Below are 20,611 nucleotides of genomic sequence, written 5' to 3'. Positions count from 1 at the left end.
GGAAACGGCGGCCCTCGGCCGCCGTTTTCGTTTCTATTGCAGATCCGGGTCCGACTGGCCGGAGACGATCCGGGCATAGTCGAGAATATCCTTCTTGCGCTGCGGCGTGCCCGGGTGGGTGGAGAGGATATCGGTATCCGACGTGTCGCCGAGCTTTTCCTCGATGAGGGCGAAGAAGCGGGCGATGGCAGCCGGATCATAGCCGGCCTTCGCCATCAGCTCGACCGAGCGCCGGTCCGCCTCCGCTTCCGCCTCGCGCGAATAGGACAGCGCCAGAAGGCCGCCGCCCTGCACCAGCACATCCTCGACCGCCGAGCCGACGTCGCCGGCGATCAGCATGATGAGGCCGGTCATGCCGGCCGCGCGGTAGAATTGCCGGAGACTGTGATCCAGCTCGACATGGCCGATCTCGTGCGCCAGCACGCCGACGATCATCTCCGTATCGCCGTCCGCCATCTCGACGAGCTGGTCGGTGACGACCAGCGAGCCATCCGGCAAAGCGAAGGCGTTGGGGCCGATGATGCCGCCGTCGCGGAAATTGAGGGCATAGGCCCCGGCCCCGCGCGGCGACAGCGCGGCTATGCGCGCAAAGCCGTCGGCGATCTCCTTGCGACGGGTTTCCGGCAGTTTCGACGGCGAGAAGGCCGTCTTGTCGAGCGCCTGAAGCGTGCCCTCCCCCATCAGTTCCGGCACGATCGGCGGCGTCGTCCAGACGGCGACCTCCACCAGCGCCGGCACGCCCCAGCGATAGACCGCGCCGCCAAGCGCAAAGGCGATGAGCACGATGACGACGAGGCGCAGGCGGAATTGCTCCAGCCAATGCACGAAGCCGGCGCCGCCCCTGCCCCGCGCGGCAAGGTAGCGGTCGATACCGTCATTGTCCCAGGTCTCGAAGATCGAGCCGTCCGGGAACGTCACCCGGCGGGGAATGGAGCCGACGCGGCCCGAAACCTCCACCCAGGATAGCCCGGCCCCGGCGAGCGGCTTGTCGCCTCCGGCCGGCACCGCAGCGATTTCTCCGCCCCGCTCCACGAGCCGGGCCTCCACCGAGCGGCTGGAGCCGGGGGGATGCCATTCCCCGCCGGCGATGGCGGCAGTCTTAGAAGCCAAAGTCGAATCCTTCGAAGTCCATGAATTCCGCGCCGATGGCCGAGCCCTGCTCCTCGATCCTGCTGAACAGCTCACCAACGTCGCCGGTAAAGGTAACGCCGGTATGCCGCCACGTATAGCGCGCCATGCGCACCGCCGCCCAGGGCCGCATGAGGCCGAGCGTGAAGATCGTCACCAGCACGTTGGAAATGGCGATCCAGGTATAGCGGCGGCGCGAGACATCGCTCAGCAGCCGGTGCTGGCCATCGAAGAGCGTCGTCGACCACGTGGCGTTACGCACGCCCGCCCGATAGAACAGGCCGGCGATGCCGAAGGTCGCGAAGAGCACGATATAGCCGATGACCATGCTGGCGATCAGCGGAATCTGCTCCTCGGGCGACAGCGAGCCGGGCGTCTCGATCATCGGCACGATGCGCGAGAAATTGGCCAGGACGAGAAGCGCGATGACGCCGAGGCCGACGAGCGCGATGAGGAAGGAAACCAGCCAGGACCTGTAGAGCGCCCCGAGCCTGGGATCGGTCTCGAACGCCTTGCCGCCATAGCGCAGGTTCTGGCCGAGATAGCGCGCCGCCCAGCGGCTGGCGAGCGGCGTCAGGATGCCGAGCGTGATGACGGAAAGCAGGCCGCCGAGGATGAAGGCCTTGAAGGCGCCGCCCGGGCCGCCGACGAAATCGAAGCGCACATTGCGATAGCTCGTCACGCGGGCGCTGAAGCGCAGGCCCTTGGCGACGAGCCATGGCAGGGCGATGAGGACGACGATGGTCGGCAGCAGCGCCAGCACCGGCACGACCGCAGCGATGACGTTGAGCGCGACGAAGCCGGCAAGAACGATCAGGCGGCCGATGAGAATCTGCAATCCCCGCGCATGATATTCGAAGGACCGGCCGAGCAGCACGGTATTGCCGTAGAAATACCGGTTGCGGCGCACCTTCGCCCAGGCCGAATAGATGCCGAGCGTGAGGATCGTCAGCAGCACATTGACGATCCAGATGCCGAAATATTCCGATGCCTTGCCGGTAAACTCGATGCGGTGGAAGCCACCCGCCTGTCCTGCGGGTTGCGGCGATCCTTCCAATGACATGTCTGCCCCCTTCGAAACTTGAACACGGGGGTAACGGGCAGCACTCATGACCTATTCTTCGCGAGGAACAAAAAAGGGCTCCCGCGAGGGAGCCCTTTTCACAATCAATCCAGATGGATCACTTCATCGTCGGGATGGAGAACTCCGCGCCATCCTTGATGCCGGACGGCCAACGGCTCGTCACGGTCTTGGTGCGGGTCCAGAACTTGATCGAGTCGATGCCGTGCTGGTTGAGGTCGCCGAAAGCCGAGGCCTTCCAGCCGCCGAAGGAATGGTAGGCCAGCGGAACCGGGATCGGAACGTTGACGCCGACCATGCCGATGTTGATGCGGCTGGCGAAGTCGCGGGCCGCATCGCCGTCACGGGTGAAGATCGCGACGCCGTTGCCGTATTCGTGCTTCATCGGCAGGTCGAGGGCGTCCTCGTAGTTCTTGGCGCGAACGACGGAGAGGACCGGGCCGAAGATTTCGGTCTTGTAGATCTCCATGTCCGGCGTGACGTTGTCGAACAGGCAGCCGCCGACGAAGTAGCCGTCCTCATAGCCCTGAAGCTTGAAGCCGCGGCCGTCGACGACGAGGTTGGCGCCTTCTTCCACGCCCTTGTCGATGAGGCCGAGGATGCGGGCCTGGGCTTCCTTGGTGACGACCGGGCCCATGTCGGCCTTCTCGTCCGTATAGGGGCCGATGCGCAGGCTCTCGATCATCGGCGTCAGCTTTTCGATCAGGCGGTTCGCCGTCTCTTCACCGACCGGAACGGCGACGGAGATCGCCATGCAGCGCTCGCCCGCCGAGCCGTAGCCGGCGCCCATCAGGGCGTTGCAGGCCTGGTCGAGGTCGGCGTCGGGCATGATGATCATGTGGTTCTTCGCGCCGCCGAAGCACTGGGCGCGCTTGCCGTTGGCCGCAGCCGTGCCATAGACGTAGCGGGCGATCGGCGTGGAGCCGACGAAGGAGACGGCGGCGACATCGGGATGGGCCAGGATACCGTCGACAGCGCCCTTGTCGCCGTTGACGACGTTGAGGATGCCCGCCGGCAGGCCGGCCTCGATCATCAGTTCGGCAAGGCGGATCGGCAGCGACGGATCGCGCTCTGAGGGCTTGAGGATGAAGGCGTTGCCGCAGGCGATGGCCGGGGCGAACATCCACATCGGGATCATGCCCGGGAAGTTGAACGGCGTGATGCCCGCGCCGATGCCGACCGGCTGGCGGATCGAATACATATCGATGCCCGGGCCGGCGCCTTCGGTGAACTCGCTCTTGGAAAGGTGCGGGATGCCGATGACGAATTCGCAGACTTCGAGGCCGCGGATGACGTCGCCCTTGGAGTCTTCCACCGTCTTGCCGTGTTCACGCGAGACCAGCACGGCCAGCTCGTCCATGTGCTTGTTCAGAAGCTCGACGAACTTCATGAAAACGCGGGCGCGGCGCTGCGGGTTGGTGGCGGCCCATTTCGGCTGCGCGGACTTGGCGCTGTCGATGGCGGCCTGCAGATCGGCATCGTTGGCAAGCGCGACCTGCGCCTGAACTTCGCCCGTCGCCGGGTTGTAGACGTTCGCGGTGCGGCCGCTGGAGCCGGGAACCTGCTTGCCGTGAATGAAATGGCCGATCTGGTACATTGGGGGAGTCCTCCGTGGTTATGCGGGGATCATCGCACTACAATTTGCACAACACAATCGCCTCCTGTAAGGAACCGTTGTGCAAAAATTAAAGCCGGAGACCTCCATGAACTGGGACGACGCGCGCATGTTCCTCGCCGTGGCCCGCACCGGCCAGATTCTCGCCGCCTCCCGCCGCCTCGGCGTCAACCACGCCACGCTCAGCCGCCGCGTCAGCGCGCTGGAGGAGGCGCTGAAGACGCGCCTCCTCATCCGCCGCACCAATGGCTGCGACCTCACCGCCGAGGGCGAGGCCTTTTTGCGCGCTGCGGAACGCATGGAGACGGAGATGCTGGCGATGCAGGCCAGCATTGGCCGCATCGACACCGCCGTCGCCGGCACCGTGCGCGTCGGCGCGCCGGATGGCTTCGGCGTCTCCTTCCTCGCCCCGCGCCTCGGGCGGCTGACGGCGCGGCACCCGGAGCTGAAGATCCAGCTCGTGCCCGTGCCGCGCTCCTTCTCGCTCTCCCAGCGCGAGGCGGATATCGCGATTACGCTGGAACGGCCGGAACAGGGCCGCCTCGTCTCCTCGAAACTCACGGACTACACGCTCGGCCTCTATGCCTCGCGCGACTATCTTGCCGAAAATGGCACGCCGGAGACCGTCGAGGACCTGAAGACGCACCGGCGCATCGGCTATGTGGAAGACCTGATCTTCACGGCCTCGCTCAACTTCACCGGCGAGATCATGCGAAGCTGGGACGCCGGTTTCGAAATCTCCAGCGCCACCGGCCAGACGGAGGCCGTGCGCTCGGGCGCGGGCGTCGGCACCCTGCATGACTATATCGCCCGCCAGCACCCCGAACTCGTCCGCCTGCTGCCGGAAACCTCGATCCGCCGCGCCTACTGGACGACCTGGCACGAAAGCGCGCGCGACCTGACGCGCGTGCGCACCGTCGCCGAATTCGTGCAGGAACTCGTGCGCAAGGAGCATGGGATCTTCCTGTAAGCCGGCGCTAAATTGCGCTAGACTGGCCTTCCTGTGGTCGGAGGATGGCGATGGATCATATCCGCAAGTTCGTGCCGGATTCGGCGGAAGGCGGCATCGTCGCCTCGAGCGTCTATTCAGGCGGCAAGCGCATCGCCGATATCCCCATCGAGGACGCCGGCGCATGGGCGACGCGGGAAGGCCATGTCGTCTGGATCGGGCTTCTGGAGCCGAGCCGCGAGCTTCTGCTGCGCGTACAGGCGCAGTTCAACCTGCACGACCTTGCGATCGAGGATGCCGAGCATCCGCACCAGCGCCCCAAGCTGGAGCAATATGGCGAGGCGCTATTCATCGTCGCGCGCACCGCGCAACTGATCGACCGCCGCGTCACCTTCGGCGAAACGCATCTCTTCGTCGGCAAGGGCTATATCGTCAGCGTGCGGCACGGCCCCTCGACCTCCTATGCCACGGTGCGCGAGCATTGGGAGAGCTGTCCGCATTCGCTGGCCAAGGGCGAGGACTTCGTTCTCTACGCCATCCTCGATTTCATCGTCGACAACTACATGCCCGTGCTGGAACAGCTCGAATACGAGGTGGAGGAGATCGAGGACAAGGTTCTCGTCAAGCCGATGACGGCGACGGATATCGAACGGCTCTACATGATGCGGCGCGATCTCCTGCGGCTGCGCAATGCCGCCCTGCCGCTGGTGGAGGTATGCCGGCGGCTGACGAGCGCCGATCTTCCGCAGATCCAGCCCGCCATGCACCCGCTGTTCCGCGACGTTTCCGACCACATCCGCACGGTGCAGGAAAAGATCGACAGCCTGCGCGAAGTGCTGGCCTTCGCCTTCGAGGCCAGCCTGCTGGTCGGCCAGAGCCAGGAAACGGCGATTTCGAAGAAGCTCGCCTCCTGGGCGGCGATCCTCGCCGTGCCCACGGCGCTGGCCGGCATCTACGGCATGAACTTCAGCGACATGCCGGAACTCAGAATGCAGTACGGCTATCCGATCGTGCTGTCCGCCATCGCCGCGACCTGCACGTTCCTCTACTGGAGGTTCCGCAAGAACGGCTGGCTCTGACACGGCCAAGGCATAGGCAAGGGGGAGAAACGGGTACGGTTGGAAAGGGAATTTCCCCTCTCCCGGTAAGTCCTCGTGACTATCAGACTGACTGGGAGAGGGGAATGGTACGGTTGAGTGGGGTCGAACCACCGACCTCAGGTGCCACAAACCTGCGCTCTAACCAACTGAGCTACAACCGCACAGGACGCTTTCGGCGTCGTTGGTGCGTCACATACGGGCAGCCGCACCATTTTTCAAGCTCTTTTTGCATCGCCCACAAACGAAAATGGCCGGACGATCCGCCCGGCCATTCTAACATAGGGTCTATGCCCGCGCTATCGGCGGATTAGACGGTCTTGAAGGACTTCATGGCCTTCTCGGAGGCGGACTTGACCGGAGCCGTGACCTTCTCGGCAACCTTCTTGGAGGTTTCCTGAAGGGTCTTGGCCTGCTCGACGGCGACTTCGGCCTGCTTGCGCAGGAAGGCGGTCTGCAGTTCGAAGAGTTCGGCAACCGACTTCACGCCGAGCAGGGCTTCCATGTGCGAAAGCGAGTTCTCGGCATTGGTGCGGAGGGCTTCGATGGCCTTGAGGCCGAGTTCGACGGAGCCGGCCTGCGCGCTTTCGAGCGTCGCTTCAACGGTCTTCGTTGCGTCTTCGGCAGCTTCCTTCATCTTGGCATAGGCTTCCTTGGTCTGGGTTGCGCCCTTTTCGGCGAACTCGCGGAAGCTTTCGGAAAGCTTGGACGGGTCGATGGATGCGATCGAGAATACGTCGTCGTTCTTCTTGGTAGCCATTGCATGCGCTCCTTGGTTTGGCCCTCTCCAGAGGCGCCGGGTTCTTGGATGAGGTCTATATAGTCGATCTTCTTTCGCATTGCAACAATTTTGTGCGATGCACAATAAATCCGGAGAGCCGTTAACCCTTCCGCCCGAAAGCCCGGGGCTGCAAGGCCCGGACGCTGGACCCTCCGCCTATGCGCCGCTATTAATAAAGCGTTAATCGAAAGCCGGGACGCCGGAAGCCAGACACAGGCCTGAACATGTCCGCAAAGCAGTATCCCTTCATCGACGTCGCCGTCCACGAGCGGGTAAGCCTGCCCTTCGCAAGGGGCGAGGCCGTCGTGCTGTTTTCCAAGGACATGGCGCGCGTGCTCTGGTCGAACGGCCGGGGCGCGGCCCTCTTCGGCCAGGACAATATCTACGATTTCCTCGATGCCGGCCCGGACCGCGCCGACGTCGCCTTCCGCCAGCTTGCCGCGACCGCACGCCAGACGCAGGCGCCGGGCGAGCGCCGCAGCTTCCTCATGCGCATCGGCAGCGGCTTCCGCAGCGTGCCGGTGAACGCCACCGTCGAGACCGTCACCATCCGCCCCGGCGAGGAGGCGATCCTGTTCAGCGCGCCCGTCGCGACCGCCCGGCAGAACGCACAGGACGCGGCTGCGGCCATGCTCGCCGGCTTCGACGACCCGGACACACATATGGCCGTGCTCGACGGCGACGGCACCGTGGTCGCCGCTTCCGAGGGCTTCGAGAGCCTTGCCGTCAGCGCGCAGACGCGCCGCTCGCTCGTCGAGGCTGCCGGCCGCAGCGCCGAGCGCCTCGTCAAGCGCCCCATCGCCACAGGCCGCGGGCACCTGCCCGCCGCCATCGGCCGCATTTCCAGCGAGCCGGCCCTGCACCTGCTCTTCGCCGTAGACACCATCCTCGGGCATCTCGATCCGCAGGAAGACGAGGTGGAGGACGCCGCTACCGAAGCGCCGGTTGTGGGCCACGAGATTGTCGAGGATGCGGCGGATGTAGCGGACACCTCCGAACCGGCGGCCGTTCTGCACGAACCGGCCGCGGACGAGGACGCCTCCAGCCCTTCGGATGCAATGGCCGAGGAAGTGGCTGTCGAACCGGAGCCGGCGACCATCGCAGCCGGTGAGCCGCTGCCCGACACCGAGGCCGAGGCCGAAACGGCACCCGAAACTGTCGACGCTGCTCCAGAACAGGTCGCCACCGTCGAGGATGAGGCGGTGACCAACGCGGAGGCTGCCGCCCAGCCCGGCTTCACCTTCAATCCGCAAGGCCGTCCGATCCGCTTCGTCTGGAAGATCGACGCGGAGGGTCGCTTCAGCGAGATTTCCGAAGAATTCGCCGCCGCCGTCGGCCCACAGGCCGCCGCGATCTCCGGCGAACGCTTCACCGATGTCGCCCGCCGCTTCGATCTCGACCCGGACGGCCGGATCGGCGATCTGCTGCGCCGCCGCGACACCTGGTCCGGCAAGACGATCCTCTGGCCGGTCGAGGGCACGAACCTCGTCGCTCCGGTCGATCTCGCCGCCCTGCCCACCTATTCGCGCAGCCGCGAATTCGACGGGTTCCGTGGCTTCGGCATCGTGCGCATCGCCGATGCGGCCGCCGATCCGCATGCACGCGGACTATCGCTCACCGAGACGGACGAGGCGCTTGTCGAGGGCGTTCTGGCCGAGGAAACCGGCGCGCTGCTGGAAAGCACAGCGGACGAAACGGCGGACGTGGCGGAAGATATCCCGATGGATGCGGATGCCGTCGCCACCGCGACGCAGGAAGACACGCTCCTTACGGCAGATACACCCGACGAAGAGGTAAAAACCCCTTCCGTCGACGAGGCGGTAACCCCCGATGACGAACTGGACGCCTTCCGGGGCGAACGGCCGGCGCTGCGCCTTGTCGAGACCCCTTCCCGCCGGCATTCCGACAAGGTCGTGCAGCTCGAAACGCGGCGCAACCGCGGCGGCCTGTTCGATGGCCTTTCCACCGGCGAGCAGGCGGCCTTCCGCGAGATCGCCCGCCAGCTCGGCGAGACTTTTGGAAAGCGCAAGCCGGAAGATCGCCCGCAGGACGAGGCGGTAAAAGCGCCCGCCGGGAATGCAGGCGCCGACGAGGCCGATTTTGAAATCGTCACGGACCAGCCGGCGGAAGACTCCGTCGCCAGCGTCACGGAAACGGAAATGCCCGGCCTCGAAATCGGCCCCCATGCCGACGACCTGCTGCACGAGGAACATGCCGACGAGCGCACGGGCTTCACCCCCTCGCGCCGGCAGATGGACTATGGCCTCACCGCCGCCGTGGTCGACGCCCTGCCCGTCGCGCTGCTCGTCCATGTCGGCGACCGGCTGATCCATGCCAACCCGGAATTTCTGCGCCTGACGGGCTATGGCGGCATCGAGGACCTCGAAGCTTCGGGCGGGCTGGACATCCTGCTTGCCGGCCCCGACGAGGATGCCGAGGACGGCGACGGCACCATGGCGCTGCGCCATGCCGACGGCGAGAGCACGAGCGCCGTTCGCGCGCGCCTGCAATCGATCCGCTGGGAAGACGGCACGGCCCTCATGCTGGCGCTGACGCCGGTGCAGGAAAAGCCGGCGCTGGCGCTGGTGGAAACGCCCGCCGCCCCGACGGAGACCGAAGAGCGCACCGCCGACCAGGCCGCCATTTCCGCATTGCGCATCGAGGTCAGCGAGCTGCGCTCCGTCCTCGAAACGGCGACGGACGGCGTGGTCGTCGTCGGCCAGGACGGCGATATTCGTTCCATGAACCGCTCGGCGAGCGCCCTCTTCAACTATGACGAGGACGAGACGCGCGGCCGACCCTTCGCCATGCTCTTCGCCCATGAAAGCCAGAAGGCGGTGCTCGACTATCTCGCCGGCCTTTCCGGCCACGGGGTCGCGAGCGTGCTCAACGACGGGCGCGAGGTCATCGGCCGCGAGGCGGCCGGCGGGTTCATTCCGCTCTTCATGACCATGGGCCGCCTCTCGTCTTCTTCCGGCTATTGCGCCGTCATCCGCGACATTACCCAGTGGAAGCGCACGGAAGAGGAACTGCGCAACGCCAAGCGCGCCGCCGAGACCGCCAACGCCCATAAGAGCGACTTCCTCGCCCGCGTCAGCCACGAGATCCGCACGCCGCTCAACGCCATCATCGGCTTTTCCGACATGATGGCGACGGAGCGCTTCGGGCCGATCGGCCATCCGCGCTATATCGAATATGCCAATGACATCGGCCGCTCCGGCCGCCATGTGCTCGACATCGTCAACGACCTGCTCGACATTTCCAAGATCGAGGCGGGCGAGATGGACCTGGAGTTCACGGCGGTCGGCCTCAACGAGACGATTGCGGAGGCCGTGTCGCTGGTGCAGCCGCAGGCCAACGCCCAGCGCGTCATCATCCGCACCTCGCTTTCGGCCAATGTGCCACAGATCGTCGCGGACCTGCGCTCGATCAAGCAGATCGCGCTCAATATCCTGTCGAACGCCATCCGCTTCACGCCGTCCGGCGGGCAGATCGTCGTCTCCACCGCCTATGAGGCCAATGGCAGCGTGGTGCTGCGCATCCGCGACACCGGCGTCGGCATGACGCGCAGCGAGCTGGAACAGGCGATGAAGCCCTTCCGGCAGGTGACGACGGGCGCGCGCAAGCGCGGCGACGGCACCGGCCTCGGCCTGCCGCTGACCAAGGCGATGGTCGACGCCAACCGGGCGAACTTTTCCATCAGCTCCACGCCGAACGAGGGCACGCTGGTCGAAGTGATCTTTCCCTCGCCCCGCGTGTTGGCAGATTGAGGCGATTGGGCTAGAGCAAGTCCAGCAAAAGTGCGCAGCGGTTTTGCGTCCGGGATTGCGCCGAAACGCGCCAGACCGGCTGAAACGCCCGGTCCCGCCTTGAGCGGGATTGCCGTATCGTCGAGGTAACGCCTTGCAGATCCTGTCCGAAAGCGCGCCGGCGCGCGTCCAGCGCCGTTCCGCCGCCGCCCGCCATCCGCTCCTTTCCGCGTCCGCGGTGCTCGCCGCCGCCATCGTGCTGATGCCGGCCATCGCCATCGTCGTCATCGCGGCGACGGGCGGCACCGACAACTGGCCGCACCTCATCAACAATGTCATCCCGCGCGCGACCCTGCGCACGCTGATCCTGCTGGCCGGCGTCGGCACGGTCACGGCCACGGTCGGCGTCGTCACGGCCTGGCTGGTGGCGAGCTGCGAGTTTCCGGGGCGGCGTGTGCTGTCCGGCCTGCTCGTCCTGCCGCTCGCCATTCCCGCCTATCTCGGCGCCTATGCCTTCGCGGAGTTCTTCTCCTTCACCGGCCCGGTGCAAACGGGCCTGCGCGCCCTCTTCGGCTTCCACACCAGCCGCGACTACTGGTTCCCGGAAGTGCGCACCACCGGCGGGGCGATGCTGGTGCTGTCGAGCGTGCTCTATCCCTATATCTACCTTGCCGCCCGCTCGATGTTCCTGATGCAGGGCCGCGCGGCGGCGGACGTGGCGCGCACATTGGGCGCGGGGCCGCTGAAAGTCTTCGCGCGGATCCAGATTCCGATGGCGCGGCCGGCGATCATGGTGGGGCTGACGCTCGTCGCCATGGAAACGCTGAACGATATCGGCGCGGTCGAATATCTCGGCGTGCAGACGCTCACCTTCTCGATCTTCGACACCTGGCTCAACCGCGGCAGCCTTGCCGGCGCGGCGCAGATCGCCTGCATCATGCTCGTCTTCGTCATCTGCCTGATGGTGGTGGAACGCGCCGCCCGCCGCCGCCAGCGCTTCGCCAGCCAGAAGACCACGGCCGCCGTACACGATTCCGTGCGCCTGCGGCTCACGGGCTGGAAACAGTGGGCGGCGGGCCTTGCCTGCCTCCTGCCGCCCGTCATCGGCTTTGCCATTCCCGTCTTCGTGCTCGGCGGCTATGCCGCACGGCGACTGGAGCAATTCGCCTCGGCGCGGCTTCTCTCCGCCCTGTGGCACAGCATCCTCGTCTCAGGCTCGACGGCGCTGATCGCCGTGCTTCTCGCCTTCCTGCTCGCCTATGCCGCGCGCACCACACGTTCGCGGGTGAATGTCGCCGCCGGCCGCTTCGCCTCCTTCGGCTACGGCGTGCCCGGCACCGTGCTCGCCATGGGCGTGCTGATCCCGCTCGCCAATTTCGACAATGCGGTGGATGCGTTCCTGCGCGCCAATTTCGGCGTCTCCACGGGACTAGTGCTCTCCGGCACCGGCTTTGCCATCATCTATGCCTGCACCGTGCGGTTCCTGACGATGGCCGAAGGCACGATCGATGCCGGCTTCCACAAGCTCTCGCCGCATCTCGACATGGCGGCCCGTACGCTGGGGCGCACCAGCAGCCAGACGCTCTGGAGCGTGCTGCTGCCCATGATGCGGCCGGCGACGCTGACGGCGGCGCTGCTCGTCTTCATCGAGACGATGAAGGAACTGTCGGCGACGATCATGCTGCGGCCGTTCAACTTCAACACGCTGGCGACGCTGGTCTACGAGGATGCCTCGCGGGCGAAGGTGGAGGATGCCGGCGTGCCCGCCATGATCATCGTCGCGGTCGGCCTCATTCCCGTCTTCCTCGTCTCGCGCTCGCTGGACAGGCACCACGGATAAAAAAGGGGCGGCAGAAGCCGCCCCGATAGTGATTGCTGCCCAACAAAAGCGACGGTGAACGGCCTCATGCCGTCGGGATCGGGTGCGCTCAAGCTGGGGCGACCTTGCGCCCTTGCGGTTTAACAAATCCTTACCCGGCCCGGCCCGGCGCAAAGGTTTCGTTCACAACTTCGTCAGCCTGGTTAATGGGCCGGTCAGAAATCGTTAACGCCGCCGATGCTCACGATTCCAGAGCCGCAAGGCCGGCGAAAAGTTCCAGCGCCTCCGGGTTGGCAAGCGCCTCCTTGTTCTTGACGGGGCGGCCATGCACCACCTCGCGCACCGCAAGCTCGACGATCTTGCCGGACTTGGTGCGCGGGATATCGGCGACCTGAACGATCTTCGCCGGCACATGGCGCGGCGAGGCCCCGGTGCGGATCTTCGTGCGGATGGTCTTTTCCAGCGCCTCGTCCAGCACCTTGCCGGGCGCAAGGCGCACGAACAGCACGACGCGCACATCGTCGTCCCAGTCCTGCCCGATGCAGAGCGCTTCGGCGACTTCCTCGAGCTGCTCGACCTGATTGTAGATTTCCGCCGTGCCGATGCGCACGCCGCCGGGGTTCAGCGTCGCATCCGAACGGCCATGGATGATAATGCCGTCATGGCGCGTCCATTCGGCAAAATCGCCGTGGCACCAGATATTGTCGAACCGCTCGAAATAGGCGGCACGGTATTTCGCGCCGTCCGGGTCGTTCCAGAACATCACCGGCATGGAGGGGAAGGCCTTCGTGCAGACCAGCTCGCCCTTCTCGCCGCGCACCGGGCGGCCGTCCTCGTCCCAGACATCCATGGCAAGGCCGAGACCCGGCCCTTGGATCTCGCCGCGCCAGACGGGCCGCAACGGAACGCCGAGCACGAAGCAGGAGACGATATCCGTGCCGCCGGAGATGGAGGCAAGCTGCACATCCGGCTTGATGCCCTCATAGACGAAGGAGAAGCCTTCCGGGGAGAGCGGCGAGCCCGTGGAGGTCAGGAGCCGCAGGCTGGAAAGGTCATGCGTCGTGCGCGGCGTGAAGCCGCCCTTGCGAACGGCGTCGATATATTTGGCTGAGGTGCCGAAGACGGCGAACCTTTCCGCCTGCGCATAGTCGAACAGCACGTTGCCATCCGGGTGGAAGGGCGAGCCGTCGAAGAGGCAGAGCGTCGCGCCGACGGCAAGGCCGGAGACCAGCCAGTTCCACATCATCCAGCCGCAGGTGGTAAAGTAGAACAGCCGCTCGCCCTCGACGAGACCGCAATGCAGATTGTGCTCCTTGAGGTGCTGCAACAGCGTGCCGCCCGCCGAATGCACGATACATTTGGGAACGCCCGTCGTGCCCGAGGAGAAGAGGATGTAGAGCGGATGGCGGAACGGGAGCTGCGCAAAGGCAAGGGGCTTGGCCTCATGGGCGGCCAGCAGCGTATCGAGCGTGCGACCGTCCGGCAGCGCGGCGGCCAGCGCCTCCGCATCCCCCGCATAGTGCACGACGACGACGGGCGCACCTAGCCTGCCGGCGACGGCCTTCACCTTGGCCGAGACGTCCTGCAGCTTTCCGGCGTACCAATAGGCATCGCAGGTTATGAAGAGCTTCGGCTCGATCTGGCCGAAGCGGTCGAGCACGCCCTGCTCGCCGAAATCGGGCGAACAGGAGGACCAGATGGCGCCGAGCGAGGCGGCGGCCAGCATACAGGCGATGGTTTCCGGCATGTTCGGCATCATGGCGGCGACGCGGTCGCCCTCCCCGATGCCCATGGCGGAGAAAGCCTGCTGAAGCTTCGAAACGCGATCGCGCAGATCGTCCCAGGACCAGCGATAGGACACCTTGTCCTCGCCGCGGAAGACGATGGCATCGCCGCTGCCGGTTTTCCTGAGGAGGTTTTCCGCAAAGTTCAGCCGCCCCTCGGGGAAGAAGCGGGCCTCCAGCATGCGCTCGCCGTTCTCGAGCGCCACCGCGCCCTTTTCGCCGATGGCGCCGCACTCGTCCCAAACCATGGTCCAGAAGCCGGCGCGGTCCTCGACGGACCAGGCATGGAGATCGTCATAGCCGGCAAGCGTGCGCCCGGCTCTGCCGCTTGCGGCCTTCATGAACAGGGCCATCGGGCTTTTTTCAAGGATTTCCGCCGAAGGCGTCCACAGGGGCATTTCTGACGTCATGCTTTCCTCCACTCCATGGCATTCCTATAGCATGTTGCGCCGCACTATAAAGCGGCGAACGCCGGATCGCGCCCTTGCCGAACGCAATTCCGTCATGGCGGCATTTGATTTCTTCCGCACGAGCGCCTATCCCCGTTCTGCTTGAGATATGACTGCCGCCGGCAGAGGACCTGCGCCGAATGACCCTTTCCCGTCTCCTCCGATCGAAGCACCTGATACGGGCAATCCTCGTCGTTCTCGTCGTCGTCGCGGCCGTGCGCATCGCCTTTCCCTTCCTGGTGCAGACGGAGGCCGTGGAGCGCGGCATCGAGCGGACGCTCGAGGACTGGACGGGCGCGGACGTGCATGTCGGCGAGGACGCCGAATTCGCCTTCTGGCCCTATCCGCGCGTGACGCTGCGCAATGTCCGCATCCTTGGCGGTGCGGCGGGCGAGGTTGCCTCCGCCGAAACCATCTCGGCCACCTTCGATCTTCTCGGGGCGGTGCGCGGCAAGCCGGCCTTCAGCGATTTCGAACTCGTCCGCCCGGCCATCCATGTCGGCTGGAATGCCGAGGGTGTCTTCAACTGGCGGCATAGCGGCTGGCTGATGCAGGCCATCGACGCGACCGCCAAGGCGCCGGAGGGCCAGCCCGCAGCCGCCCTCACCGACGAGCGTATCGGCACGGTCTCGCTTCGCGACGGGGTGCTCGACATCACGCGGGCGAACGGCAGCGTCCACCGCATCACCGACATCAACGGCAGCGTCACATGGCCGGCGCTGCGCCAGCGGCTCGACCTGTCGCTTTCCGGCGTCGTCAATGGTGAGATGACCCGCTGGACCTTCGGCTGCGACCAGCCTCTCCGGCTTCTGGCGGGGCGCGACGCCGCGGTGCGCAGCACCCTTGCCGCCGATCCTGCGACCCTCAACTTCGAGGGCACCGCCAATCTCTCGGACAGGGCCTTCGTTGCCGGCGCGGCGCAGCTTTCCACGCCATCGCTCAGCCGCCTGCTCGCCTGGCAGGGCAAGGACATTCCGGCGGTCGGCACGGTCGGGCAGGTCAGCCTGGACGCGAATGTGGCGACGTCCGGCTATGCCGCGAAGCTGGAGAATGTGAAGCTGGCGCTCGACAATGCGCAGGCGAGCGGCGTGCTCGACATCGCCATGCCGCCCGGCGGCGTGCCGCGGGTCGGCGGAACGCTTGCCTTCGACCGGATCGACCTGCACGCCTTCCTGACCGCCTTTTCGCCGCTGCCGGGCACCGATCCCAACGCACCGACCATCGACACCGCGTTCATCCACCAGTTCGGCATGGATCTTCGCCTCTCGGCCAAGACGGCGGAATTCGCCCCCTTCTCCCTGCGGGACCTTGCCGCCGGCATGCGCATCGAGAACGGCCGCGCAACCTTCGACATCGGCGACAGCACCCTGCTCGACGGCCGCCTGACCGGGCGCATCGCGCTTGCCGAAAACGGTTTTCGCGGCGGCGGCCGGTTGCAGATGTCGCTGGACAATGTGGATATCGGCGGCATCGTCGGGGCGCTGGCCCTGCCCGGCCCGCTGCCATCCGGCATCGGCTCGGCGGATTTCGAGCTTTCGACGGACCGCCCGCTCTGGGCAACGACGGTCTCCGACATGTCCGGCCGGTTCAAGCTGGCCATGGGGAGCGGCACGCTCACCCATTTCAACGCGCAGGCTTTCGCCGAGCGCGCGGCGAAGAACACGTTCTTCAACGTCTCGGAAACCGCCGATGGCGCCTTCGACTTCCTGCGCGCCGATGTGGAAGCCCGGCTCGACCGGGGGCTTGCGGAACTTACGAAGGCGGAAATCGAGGGTAACGAGAAGCTGCTGACGCTTTCCGGCATGATCCCCTACCGCACCGGCAGCGTAGCGCTGGTGGGCACGCTGGCCGACCGGATACCGGCGAGCGGGGCCGCCACAGCGGCCAATCCGCCACTCAGCTTCTTCGTCGGCGGTTCCTGGCCCGAGCCGGTCATCTCGCCGGCCTCGATCCTGACGGAGCCGCAGCCCCGCCAGTGATCGCGGATCAGCGGCCCGCGAAGGCCGCCTGTTCGTCGCGCAGGCGCTGCACCTCGCGGCGCTTGGTCATGATGGAGGCGATGACGACGCCGATGGCGACGAGGCCGATGAGCAGCGTGCAGGCCGCGTTGATTTCCGGCGTCACGCCGAGGCGCACCTGGCTGTAGATCTTCATCGGCAGGGTCGTCGCGCCCGGACCGGAGGTGAAGCTCGCGATGACGAGGTCGTCGAGCGAGAGCGTCAGGGCCAGCATCCAGCCGGACAGCACGGCCGGCGCGATGATCGGCAGCGTCACCTCGAAGAAGGTCTTCACGGGCGTCGCGCCGAGGTCCAGCGCGGCCTCCTCGACCGAGCGATCGAAGGAGAGCAGGCGCGACTGCACCACCACCGTAACGAAGCACATCGAGAAGGTGATATGGGCGAGCGTCACCGTGACGAAGCCACGGTCGAAACCGATGGCGACGAAGAGCAGCAGCAGCGACAGGCCGGTGATGACCTCGGGCATGACGAGCGGCGCATAGACCATGCCGGAGAACAGCAGGCGGCCGCGGAAGCGCGTGTAGCGGGTGAGCGCCAGCGCCGCCATGGTGCCGAGCGCCGTCGCCACGGTGGCGGACAGCAGGGCCACGCGGATCGTCACCCAGGCGGCGTCCATGAGGCCCTGATTGTGGAAGAGCGATACGTACCATTTGGTCGAGAAGCCGGCCCAGACCGTCACGAGCTTGGACTCGTTGAAGGAGAAGACGACCAGAAGCACGATCGGCAGGTAGAGGAACGCAAAGCCGAGAACGACCGAGACGATGTTGAAACGGGACCAGGTGTTCATGGGCTTACCTTCCCTGCTCTTCGGCCTTGGCCTGCGCATTCTGGAAGAACACGATGGGCACGACCAGGATGAGGAGCAGGATGGTTGCGACGGCGGCGGAAACCGGCCAGTCGCGGTTGGCGTTGAATTCGTTCCACAGCGTCTTGCCGATCATCAGCGTCTGCGACCCGCCGAGAAGGTCGGGAATGACGAACTCGCCGACCGCCGGAATGAAGACGAGCATGCAGCCCGCCACGACGCCCGGAATGGAGAGCGGGAAGGTGATCTTCCAGAAGGCCGACATCTGCGGGCAGCCGAGATCCTGCGCGGCCTCGATCAGCGTGTGGTCCATCTTCTCCAGCGCCGAATAGAGCGGCAGCACCATGAAGGGCAGATAGGAATAGACGATGCCGATATAGATCGCCCAGTTGGTGTTCATGATGATCAGCGGCTGGTCGATAATGCCGGTGCCGATGAGGAACTGGTTGAGCAGCCCTTCGGGCTTCAGGATCGCGATCCAGGCATAGACGCGGATGAGGAAGCTCGTCCAGAACGGCAGGATGACGAGCATCAGCAGCGTCGGGCGCAGCGTGCGCGGCGCCTGCGCCATGCCATAGGCGATGGGATAGCCGATCAGCAGCGTTATCAGCGTGGAGACGCCGGCGATCCAGAGGCTAGACAGATAGGCGTTGAGATAGAGCGCGTCTTCGGTCAGCCAGATGAAATTGTCGAAATGGAGCTGGCTGATCTTGCCCCACAGGCCAGAAAGGCCATCCGCCAGCGAGAACACCGGCTCATAGGGCGGCTGGGCGATGGCGGTGGTGGACAGCGAGATGCGGAAGACGATGAAGAAGGGGATGAGGAAGAAGAACAGCAGCCAGGCATAGGGAATGATGATGACGAGGCGGCTGAAGATGGCGGAGCCGAGCTTGTTCATCGATCAATCCTTCAAGACGACGCCGGCCGTTTCGCCGAAGGAGACCCAGACTTTTTCATCGTAGGCGATCGGGTTCTCCACCTCGCGCTGCGCGTTCAGCATGGAGGCTTTGACGACCTTGCCGCTGTCGAGCTTGACGTAGAACACCGTCATGTCGCCGAGATAGCCGATATCCCAGATTTCCCCCTGGGCCGCATTGACCGTGGCGTCCGTCGGCGCGGCGCGCGATACTTTCAGCTTTTCCGGGCGGATCGCAAAGCCCGCCGCGCTGCCCGCCGCAGGAGCGTCGGCGGCTGCCGTGCGGATGGTGAAGCCGTCGCTGGCGGCAAGCTCGATGCGGCCGTTGCCGCTCGCCGAGACCTTGCCGTCGAGAATGTTCACGTCGCCGATGAAATCCGCCACGAAGCGGGAGTTCGGCGCTTCGTAGATTTCCGCCGGGGTGGCGACCTGGATGACCTTGCCGTGGCTCATGACCGCGATGCGGTCGGCCATGGTCATCGCCTCCTCCTGGTCGTGCGTGACGACGACGAAGGTGAGACCGAGGTCCTGCTGCAGGTCCATCAGCTCGAACTGGGTTTCCTCGCGCAGCTTCTTGTCGAGCGCGCCGAGCGGCTCGTCGAGCAGCAGCACCTTGGGGCGCTTGGCGAGCGAGCGGGCGAGCGCCACGCGCTGGCGCTGGCCGCCGGAAAGCTGGTGCGGCTTGCGCTTGGCGAATTTCTCGAGCTTCACCAGCTTCAGCATCTGGGCGACGCGCTCGGCGATCTCGTTCTTCGGCATGCCGTCCTGCCGGAGGCCGAAGCCGATATTGCTCTCCACCGTCATGTGCGGGAAGAGCGCATAGGACTGGAACATCATGTTGACCGGCCGCTTGTAGGGCGGGATGCCGGCGATGTCCTGGCCGTCGAGGATGATCTCGCCGGAGGTCGGCCGCTCGAAGCCGGCCAGCATGCGCAGGAGCGTGGACTTGCCGCAGCCCGAGGCACCGAGCAGGGCGAAGAACTCGCGGTGATAGATGTTGAGGGTGAGGTCGTCGACGGCGGTGAAATCGCCGAACCGCTTCGTGACGTTTCGGAAGGTGATGAACGGTTTTGCGTCCGGATCCGTCCACGGCGCGAAGGAGCGACGGATATTGCCGAGAGATTTCATTGCCTGTCCCCAACTCTCTTTTTCTGGCTTTTTCTGGCAGTCAAATTGAAATTGCCCGGAAGAGGCTTCCGGGCAATTCGGGTCGGGCCGGTTACTGGCCGGTCACGATCTTGGTCCAGGTGCGGGTGAACAGGCGCTGGGTCTTGGCGTCCAGCGTCGTGTTGGTGAAGAGCTTCTTCAGCGTCGCCTCATCCGGATAGATCGTCGTGTCCTTGATGATCTCTTCCGGCATCACCGCCTGCGCGGCCTTGTTGCCGTTGGCGTAGTGGATATAGGTCGACGCCTTGGCGATCACTTCCGGGCGCATGATGTAGTCGAGGAAGGCATGGGCCTCGTCGACATGCGGCGCGTCGGCGGGGATCGCCATCTGGTCGAACCACATCTGCGTGCCTTCCTTCGGGATGAAGTAGCCGACCTCGACGCCGTTGCCGGCCTCTTCCGCGCGGTCGCGGCCCTGGAAGATATCGCCGGACCAGCCGATGGCGATGCAGATGTCGCCGTTGGCAAGGCCGTTGATGAATTCCGACGAGTGGAACTTGCGCACGAAGGGCCGGATCTTCTGCAGGGCTTCCTCGGCCTTGGCGATATCCGCCGGATCGTGGCTGTCCGGGTTGAGGCCGAGATAGGCGAGCGTGACCGGGATGATGTCGGTCGGCGAATCCAGCATGTTGATGCCGCAATCCTTGAGCTTCTCGGCATTGGCCGGATCGAAGATCACGCTCCAGCTATCGATCTGGTCCGTGCCGAGCGCTTCCTTGATCTTGGCCCGGTTGAAGCCGATGCCGATCGTGCCCCACATGTAGTTGATCGAATATTCGTTGCCGGGATCGAACGGCTGCATGCGTTCGCTCACCATGTCCCACATGTTCTTGAGGTTCGGCAGCTTGGACTTGTCGAGCTTCTGGTAGACGCCCGCCGCGATCTGGCGCTGCAGGAAGGTGTTGGTGGGCACGACGACGTCATAGCCGGTGCCGCCGGCCAGCAGCTTCGTTTCCAGGATCTCGTTCGAATCGTAGACGTCGTAGACGACCTTGATGCCCGTTTCCTTGGTGAAGTCGTCGATGATCGATGCGTCGATATAATCCGACCAGTTGTAGACGTTGACGACCTTTTCCTGCGCGAGCGCACCGCCCGCCACAAACATCGCAGCCATTGCCGCCGTCGCCAAAAGAGCACGTCTTATCATTGATTTTTCTCCCAGTTTCTTTCGCGGGCCTCTGCGTTCGCATGAAGAACCGCCGCCGATTATGGTTGTTTTTCGAGAGGCGACAAGCGGCATTCGACGCAAATGG

14 protein-coding genes and 1 tRNA gene are annotated in these 20,611 nt (G+C 65.3%); 5 read left to right on the top strand and 10 right to left on the bottom strand.

The genetic code is table 11. The annotated features are described in order from the left end of the window. Window positions 1-33: 33 nt before the first annotated feature. The 3 genes from K8M09_RS02255 to K8M09_RS02245 all read right to left on the bottom strand — a co-directional run bounded on the left by K8M09_RS02255 (window position 34) and on the right by K8M09_RS02245 (window position 3,806). Complete coding sequence (locus K8M09_RS02255) at window positions 34-1,110, bottom strand: M48 family metallopeptidase (RefSeq protein ID WP_160787062.1); 1,077 nt, start codon at window positions 1,108-1,110, stop codon at window positions 34-36. Continuing rightward, complete coding sequence (locus K8M09_RS02250; protein ID WP_160787061.1) at window positions 1,100-2,191, bottom strand: YjgN family protein; 1,092 nt, start codon at window positions 2,189-2,191, stop codon at window positions 1,100-1,102. Before K8M09_RS02250 ends, K8M09_RS02255 begins: the two co-directional genes overlap by 11 nt. 118 nt (window positions 2,192-2,309) lie before the next feature. Continuing rightward, a complete protein-coding gene (locus K8M09_RS02245) occupies window positions 2,310-3,806 on the bottom strand; it encodes a CoA-acylating methylmalonate-semialdehyde dehydrogenase (RefSeq protein ID WP_160787060.1) in 1,497 nt (498 codons plus the stop codon). A gap of 106 nt (window positions 3,807-3,912) precedes the next feature. Here K8M09_RS02245 and K8M09_RS02240 point away from each other — a divergent pair, with 106 nt between their 5' ends. Then, window positions 3,913-4,794 carry a LysR family transcriptional regulator gene (locus tag K8M09_RS02240; RefSeq protein WP_160787059.1) on the top strand — a complete coding sequence of 294 codons (882 nt, stop codon included), beginning with the start codon at window positions 3,913-3,915 and terminating at the stop codon, window positions 4,792-4,794. A 50-nt stretch (window positions 4,795-4,844) separates the two neighbouring features. Further along, entirely contained in the window at window positions 4,845-5,852 is a 1,008-nt protein-coding gene (locus tag K8M09_RS02235; RefSeq protein ID WP_160787058.1) for a magnesium and cobalt transport protein CorA, read from the top strand. A gap of 105 nt (window positions 5,853-5,957) precedes the next feature. Here the strand turns inward: K8M09_RS02235 and K8M09_RS02230 are convergent. Both K8M09_RS02230 and K8M09_RS02225 read right to left on the bottom strand, forming a co-directional pair. Then, a tRNA-His gene (locus K8M09_RS02230) sits at window positions 5,958-6,034 on the bottom strand. Window positions 6,035-6,180: 146 nt separating this feature from the next. Further along, on the bottom strand, window positions 6,181-6,630 hold the full coding sequence (locus K8M09_RS02225; RefSeq protein WP_160787057.1) for a phasin: 450 nt from the start codon (window positions 6,628-6,630) through the stop codon (window positions 6,181-6,183). A 245-nt stretch (window positions 6,631-6,875) separates the two neighbouring features. On the opposite strand from K8M09_RS02225, the gene K8M09_RS02220 reads away from it, so the two are divergent. Beyond that, on the top strand, window positions 6,876-10,421 hold the full coding sequence (locus K8M09_RS02220; RefSeq protein ID WP_160787056.1) for an ATP-binding protein: 3,546 nt from the start codon (window positions 6,876-6,878) through the stop codon (window positions 10,419-10,421). Between the two features lie 241 nt (window positions 10,422-10,662). Next, window positions 10,663-12,240, top strand: a complete 1,578-nt coding sequence (locus tag K8M09_RS02215; RefSeq protein WP_160787083.1) for an ABC transporter permease — start codon at window positions 10,663-10,665, stop codon at window positions 12,238-12,240. Between the two features lie 220 nt (window positions 12,241-12,460). Here the strand turns inward: K8M09_RS02215 and K8M09_RS02210 are convergent, their stop codons facing one another. Beyond that, window positions 12,461-14,413 (bottom strand): acetoacetate--CoA ligase, encoded by a 1,953-nt coding sequence (locus K8M09_RS02210; RefSeq protein WP_160787055.1) that lies wholly within the window; start codon window positions 14,411-14,413, stop codon window positions 12,461-12,463. A 179-nt stretch (window positions 14,414-14,592) separates the two neighbouring features. On the opposite strand from K8M09_RS02210, the gene K8M09_RS02205 reads away from it, so the two are divergent. Then, entirely contained in the window at window positions 14,593-16,431 is a 1,839-nt protein-coding gene (locus tag K8M09_RS02205; protein ID WP_160787054.1) for an AsmA family protein, read from the top strand. Window positions 16,432-16,438: 7 nt separating this feature from the next. Here K8M09_RS02205 and K8M09_RS02200 read toward each other — a convergent pair whose 3' ends face one another. The 4 genes from K8M09_RS02200 to K8M09_RS02185 all read right to left on the bottom strand — a co-directional run bounded on the left by K8M09_RS02200 (window position 16,439) and on the right by K8M09_RS02185 (window position 20,505). Further along, window positions 16,439-17,257, bottom strand: a complete 819-nt coding sequence (locus K8M09_RS02200) for an ABC transporter permease subunit (protein WP_160787053.1) — start codon at window positions 17,255-17,257, stop codon at window positions 16,439-16,441. A 4-nt stretch (window positions 17,258-17,261) separates the two neighbouring features. Next, entirely contained in the window at window positions 17,262-18,173 is a 912-nt protein-coding gene (locus tag K8M09_RS02195) for an ABC transporter permease subunit (RefSeq protein WP_160787052.1), read from the bottom strand. A 3-nt stretch (window positions 18,174-18,176) separates the two neighbouring features. After that, the gene (locus tag K8M09_RS02190) at window positions 18,177-19,319 is read right to left on the bottom strand and encodes an ABC transporter ATP-binding protein (protein WP_160787051.1); all 1,143 of its coding nucleotides are present in this window, start codon (window positions 19,317-19,319) and stop codon (window positions 18,177-18,179) included. 91 nt (window positions 19,320-19,410) lie between these two features. Next, window positions 19,411-20,505 carry a polyamine ABC transporter substrate-binding protein gene (locus tag K8M09_RS02185; RefSeq protein WP_160787050.1) on the bottom strand — a complete coding sequence of 365 codons (1,095 nt, stop codon included), beginning with the start codon at window positions 20,503-20,505 and terminating at the stop codon, window positions 19,411-19,413. Between the last annotated feature and the right edge of the window lie 106 nt (window positions 20,506-20,611).

The sequence above is a fragment of the Shinella zoogloeoides genome, assembly GCF_020883495.1.
Classification (GTDB): Bacteria; Pseudomonadota; Alphaproteobacteria; order Rhizobiales; family Rhizobiaceae; genus Shinella; species Shinella zoogloeoides.
The sequence above is the reverse complement of the archived record's forward strand: the minus strand, read 5'-3'. Positions and strand labels throughout refer to the sequence as shown.

Bases quoted from the DNA above. Each gene is read 5' to 3' on its own strand.
- K8M09_RS02250 (WP_160787061.1), bottom strand. From the start codon at position 2,191: ATGTCATTGGAAGGATCGCCGCAACCCGCAGGACAGGCGGGTGGCTTC.
- K8M09_RS02245 (WP_160787060.1), bottom strand. From the start codon at position 3,806: ATGTACCAGATCGGCCATTTCATTCACGGCAAGCAGGTTCCCGGCTCC.
- K8M09_RS02240 (WP_160787059.1), top strand. From the start codon at position 3,913: ATGAACTGGGACGACGCGCGCATGTTCCTCGCCGTGGCCCGCACCGGC.
- K8M09_RS02235 (WP_160787058.1), top strand. From the start codon at position 4,845: ATGGATCATATCCGCAAGTTCGTGCCGGATTCGGCGGAAGGCGGCATC.
- K8M09_RS02225 (WP_160787057.1), bottom strand. From the start codon at position 6,630: ATGGCTACCAAGAAGAACGACGACGTATTCTCGATCGCATCCATCGAC.
- K8M09_RS02220 (WP_160787056.1), top strand. From the start codon at position 6,876: ATGTCCGCAAAGCAGTATCCCTTCATCGACGTCGCCGTCCACGAGCGG.
- K8M09_RS02215 (WP_160787083.1), top strand. From the start codon at position 10,663: ATGCCGGCCATCGCCATCGTCGTCATCGCGGCGACGGGCGGCACCGAC.
- K8M09_RS02210 (WP_160787055.1), bottom strand. From the start codon at position 14,413: ATGACGTCAGAAATGCCCCTGTGGACGCCTTCGGCGGAAATCCTTGAA.
- K8M09_RS02205 (WP_160787054.1), top strand. From the start codon at position 14,593: ATGACCCTTTCCCGTCTCCTCCGATCGAAGCACCTGATACGGGCAATC.
- K8M09_RS02200 (WP_160787053.1), bottom strand. From the start codon at position 17,257: ATGAACACCTGGTCCCGTTTCAACATCGTCTCGGTCGTTCTCGGCTTT.
- K8M09_RS02195 (WP_160787052.1), bottom strand. From the start codon at position 18,173: ATGAACAAGCTCGGCTCCGCCATCTTCAGCCGCCTCGTCATCATCATT.
- K8M09_RS02190 (WP_160787051.1), bottom strand. From the start codon at position 19,319: ATGAAATCTCTCGGCAATATCCGTCGCTCCTTCGCGCCGTGGACGGAT.
- K8M09_RS02185 (WP_160787050.1), bottom strand. From the start codon at position 20,505: ATGATAAGACGTGCTCTTTTGGCGACGGCGGCAATGGCTGCGATGTTT.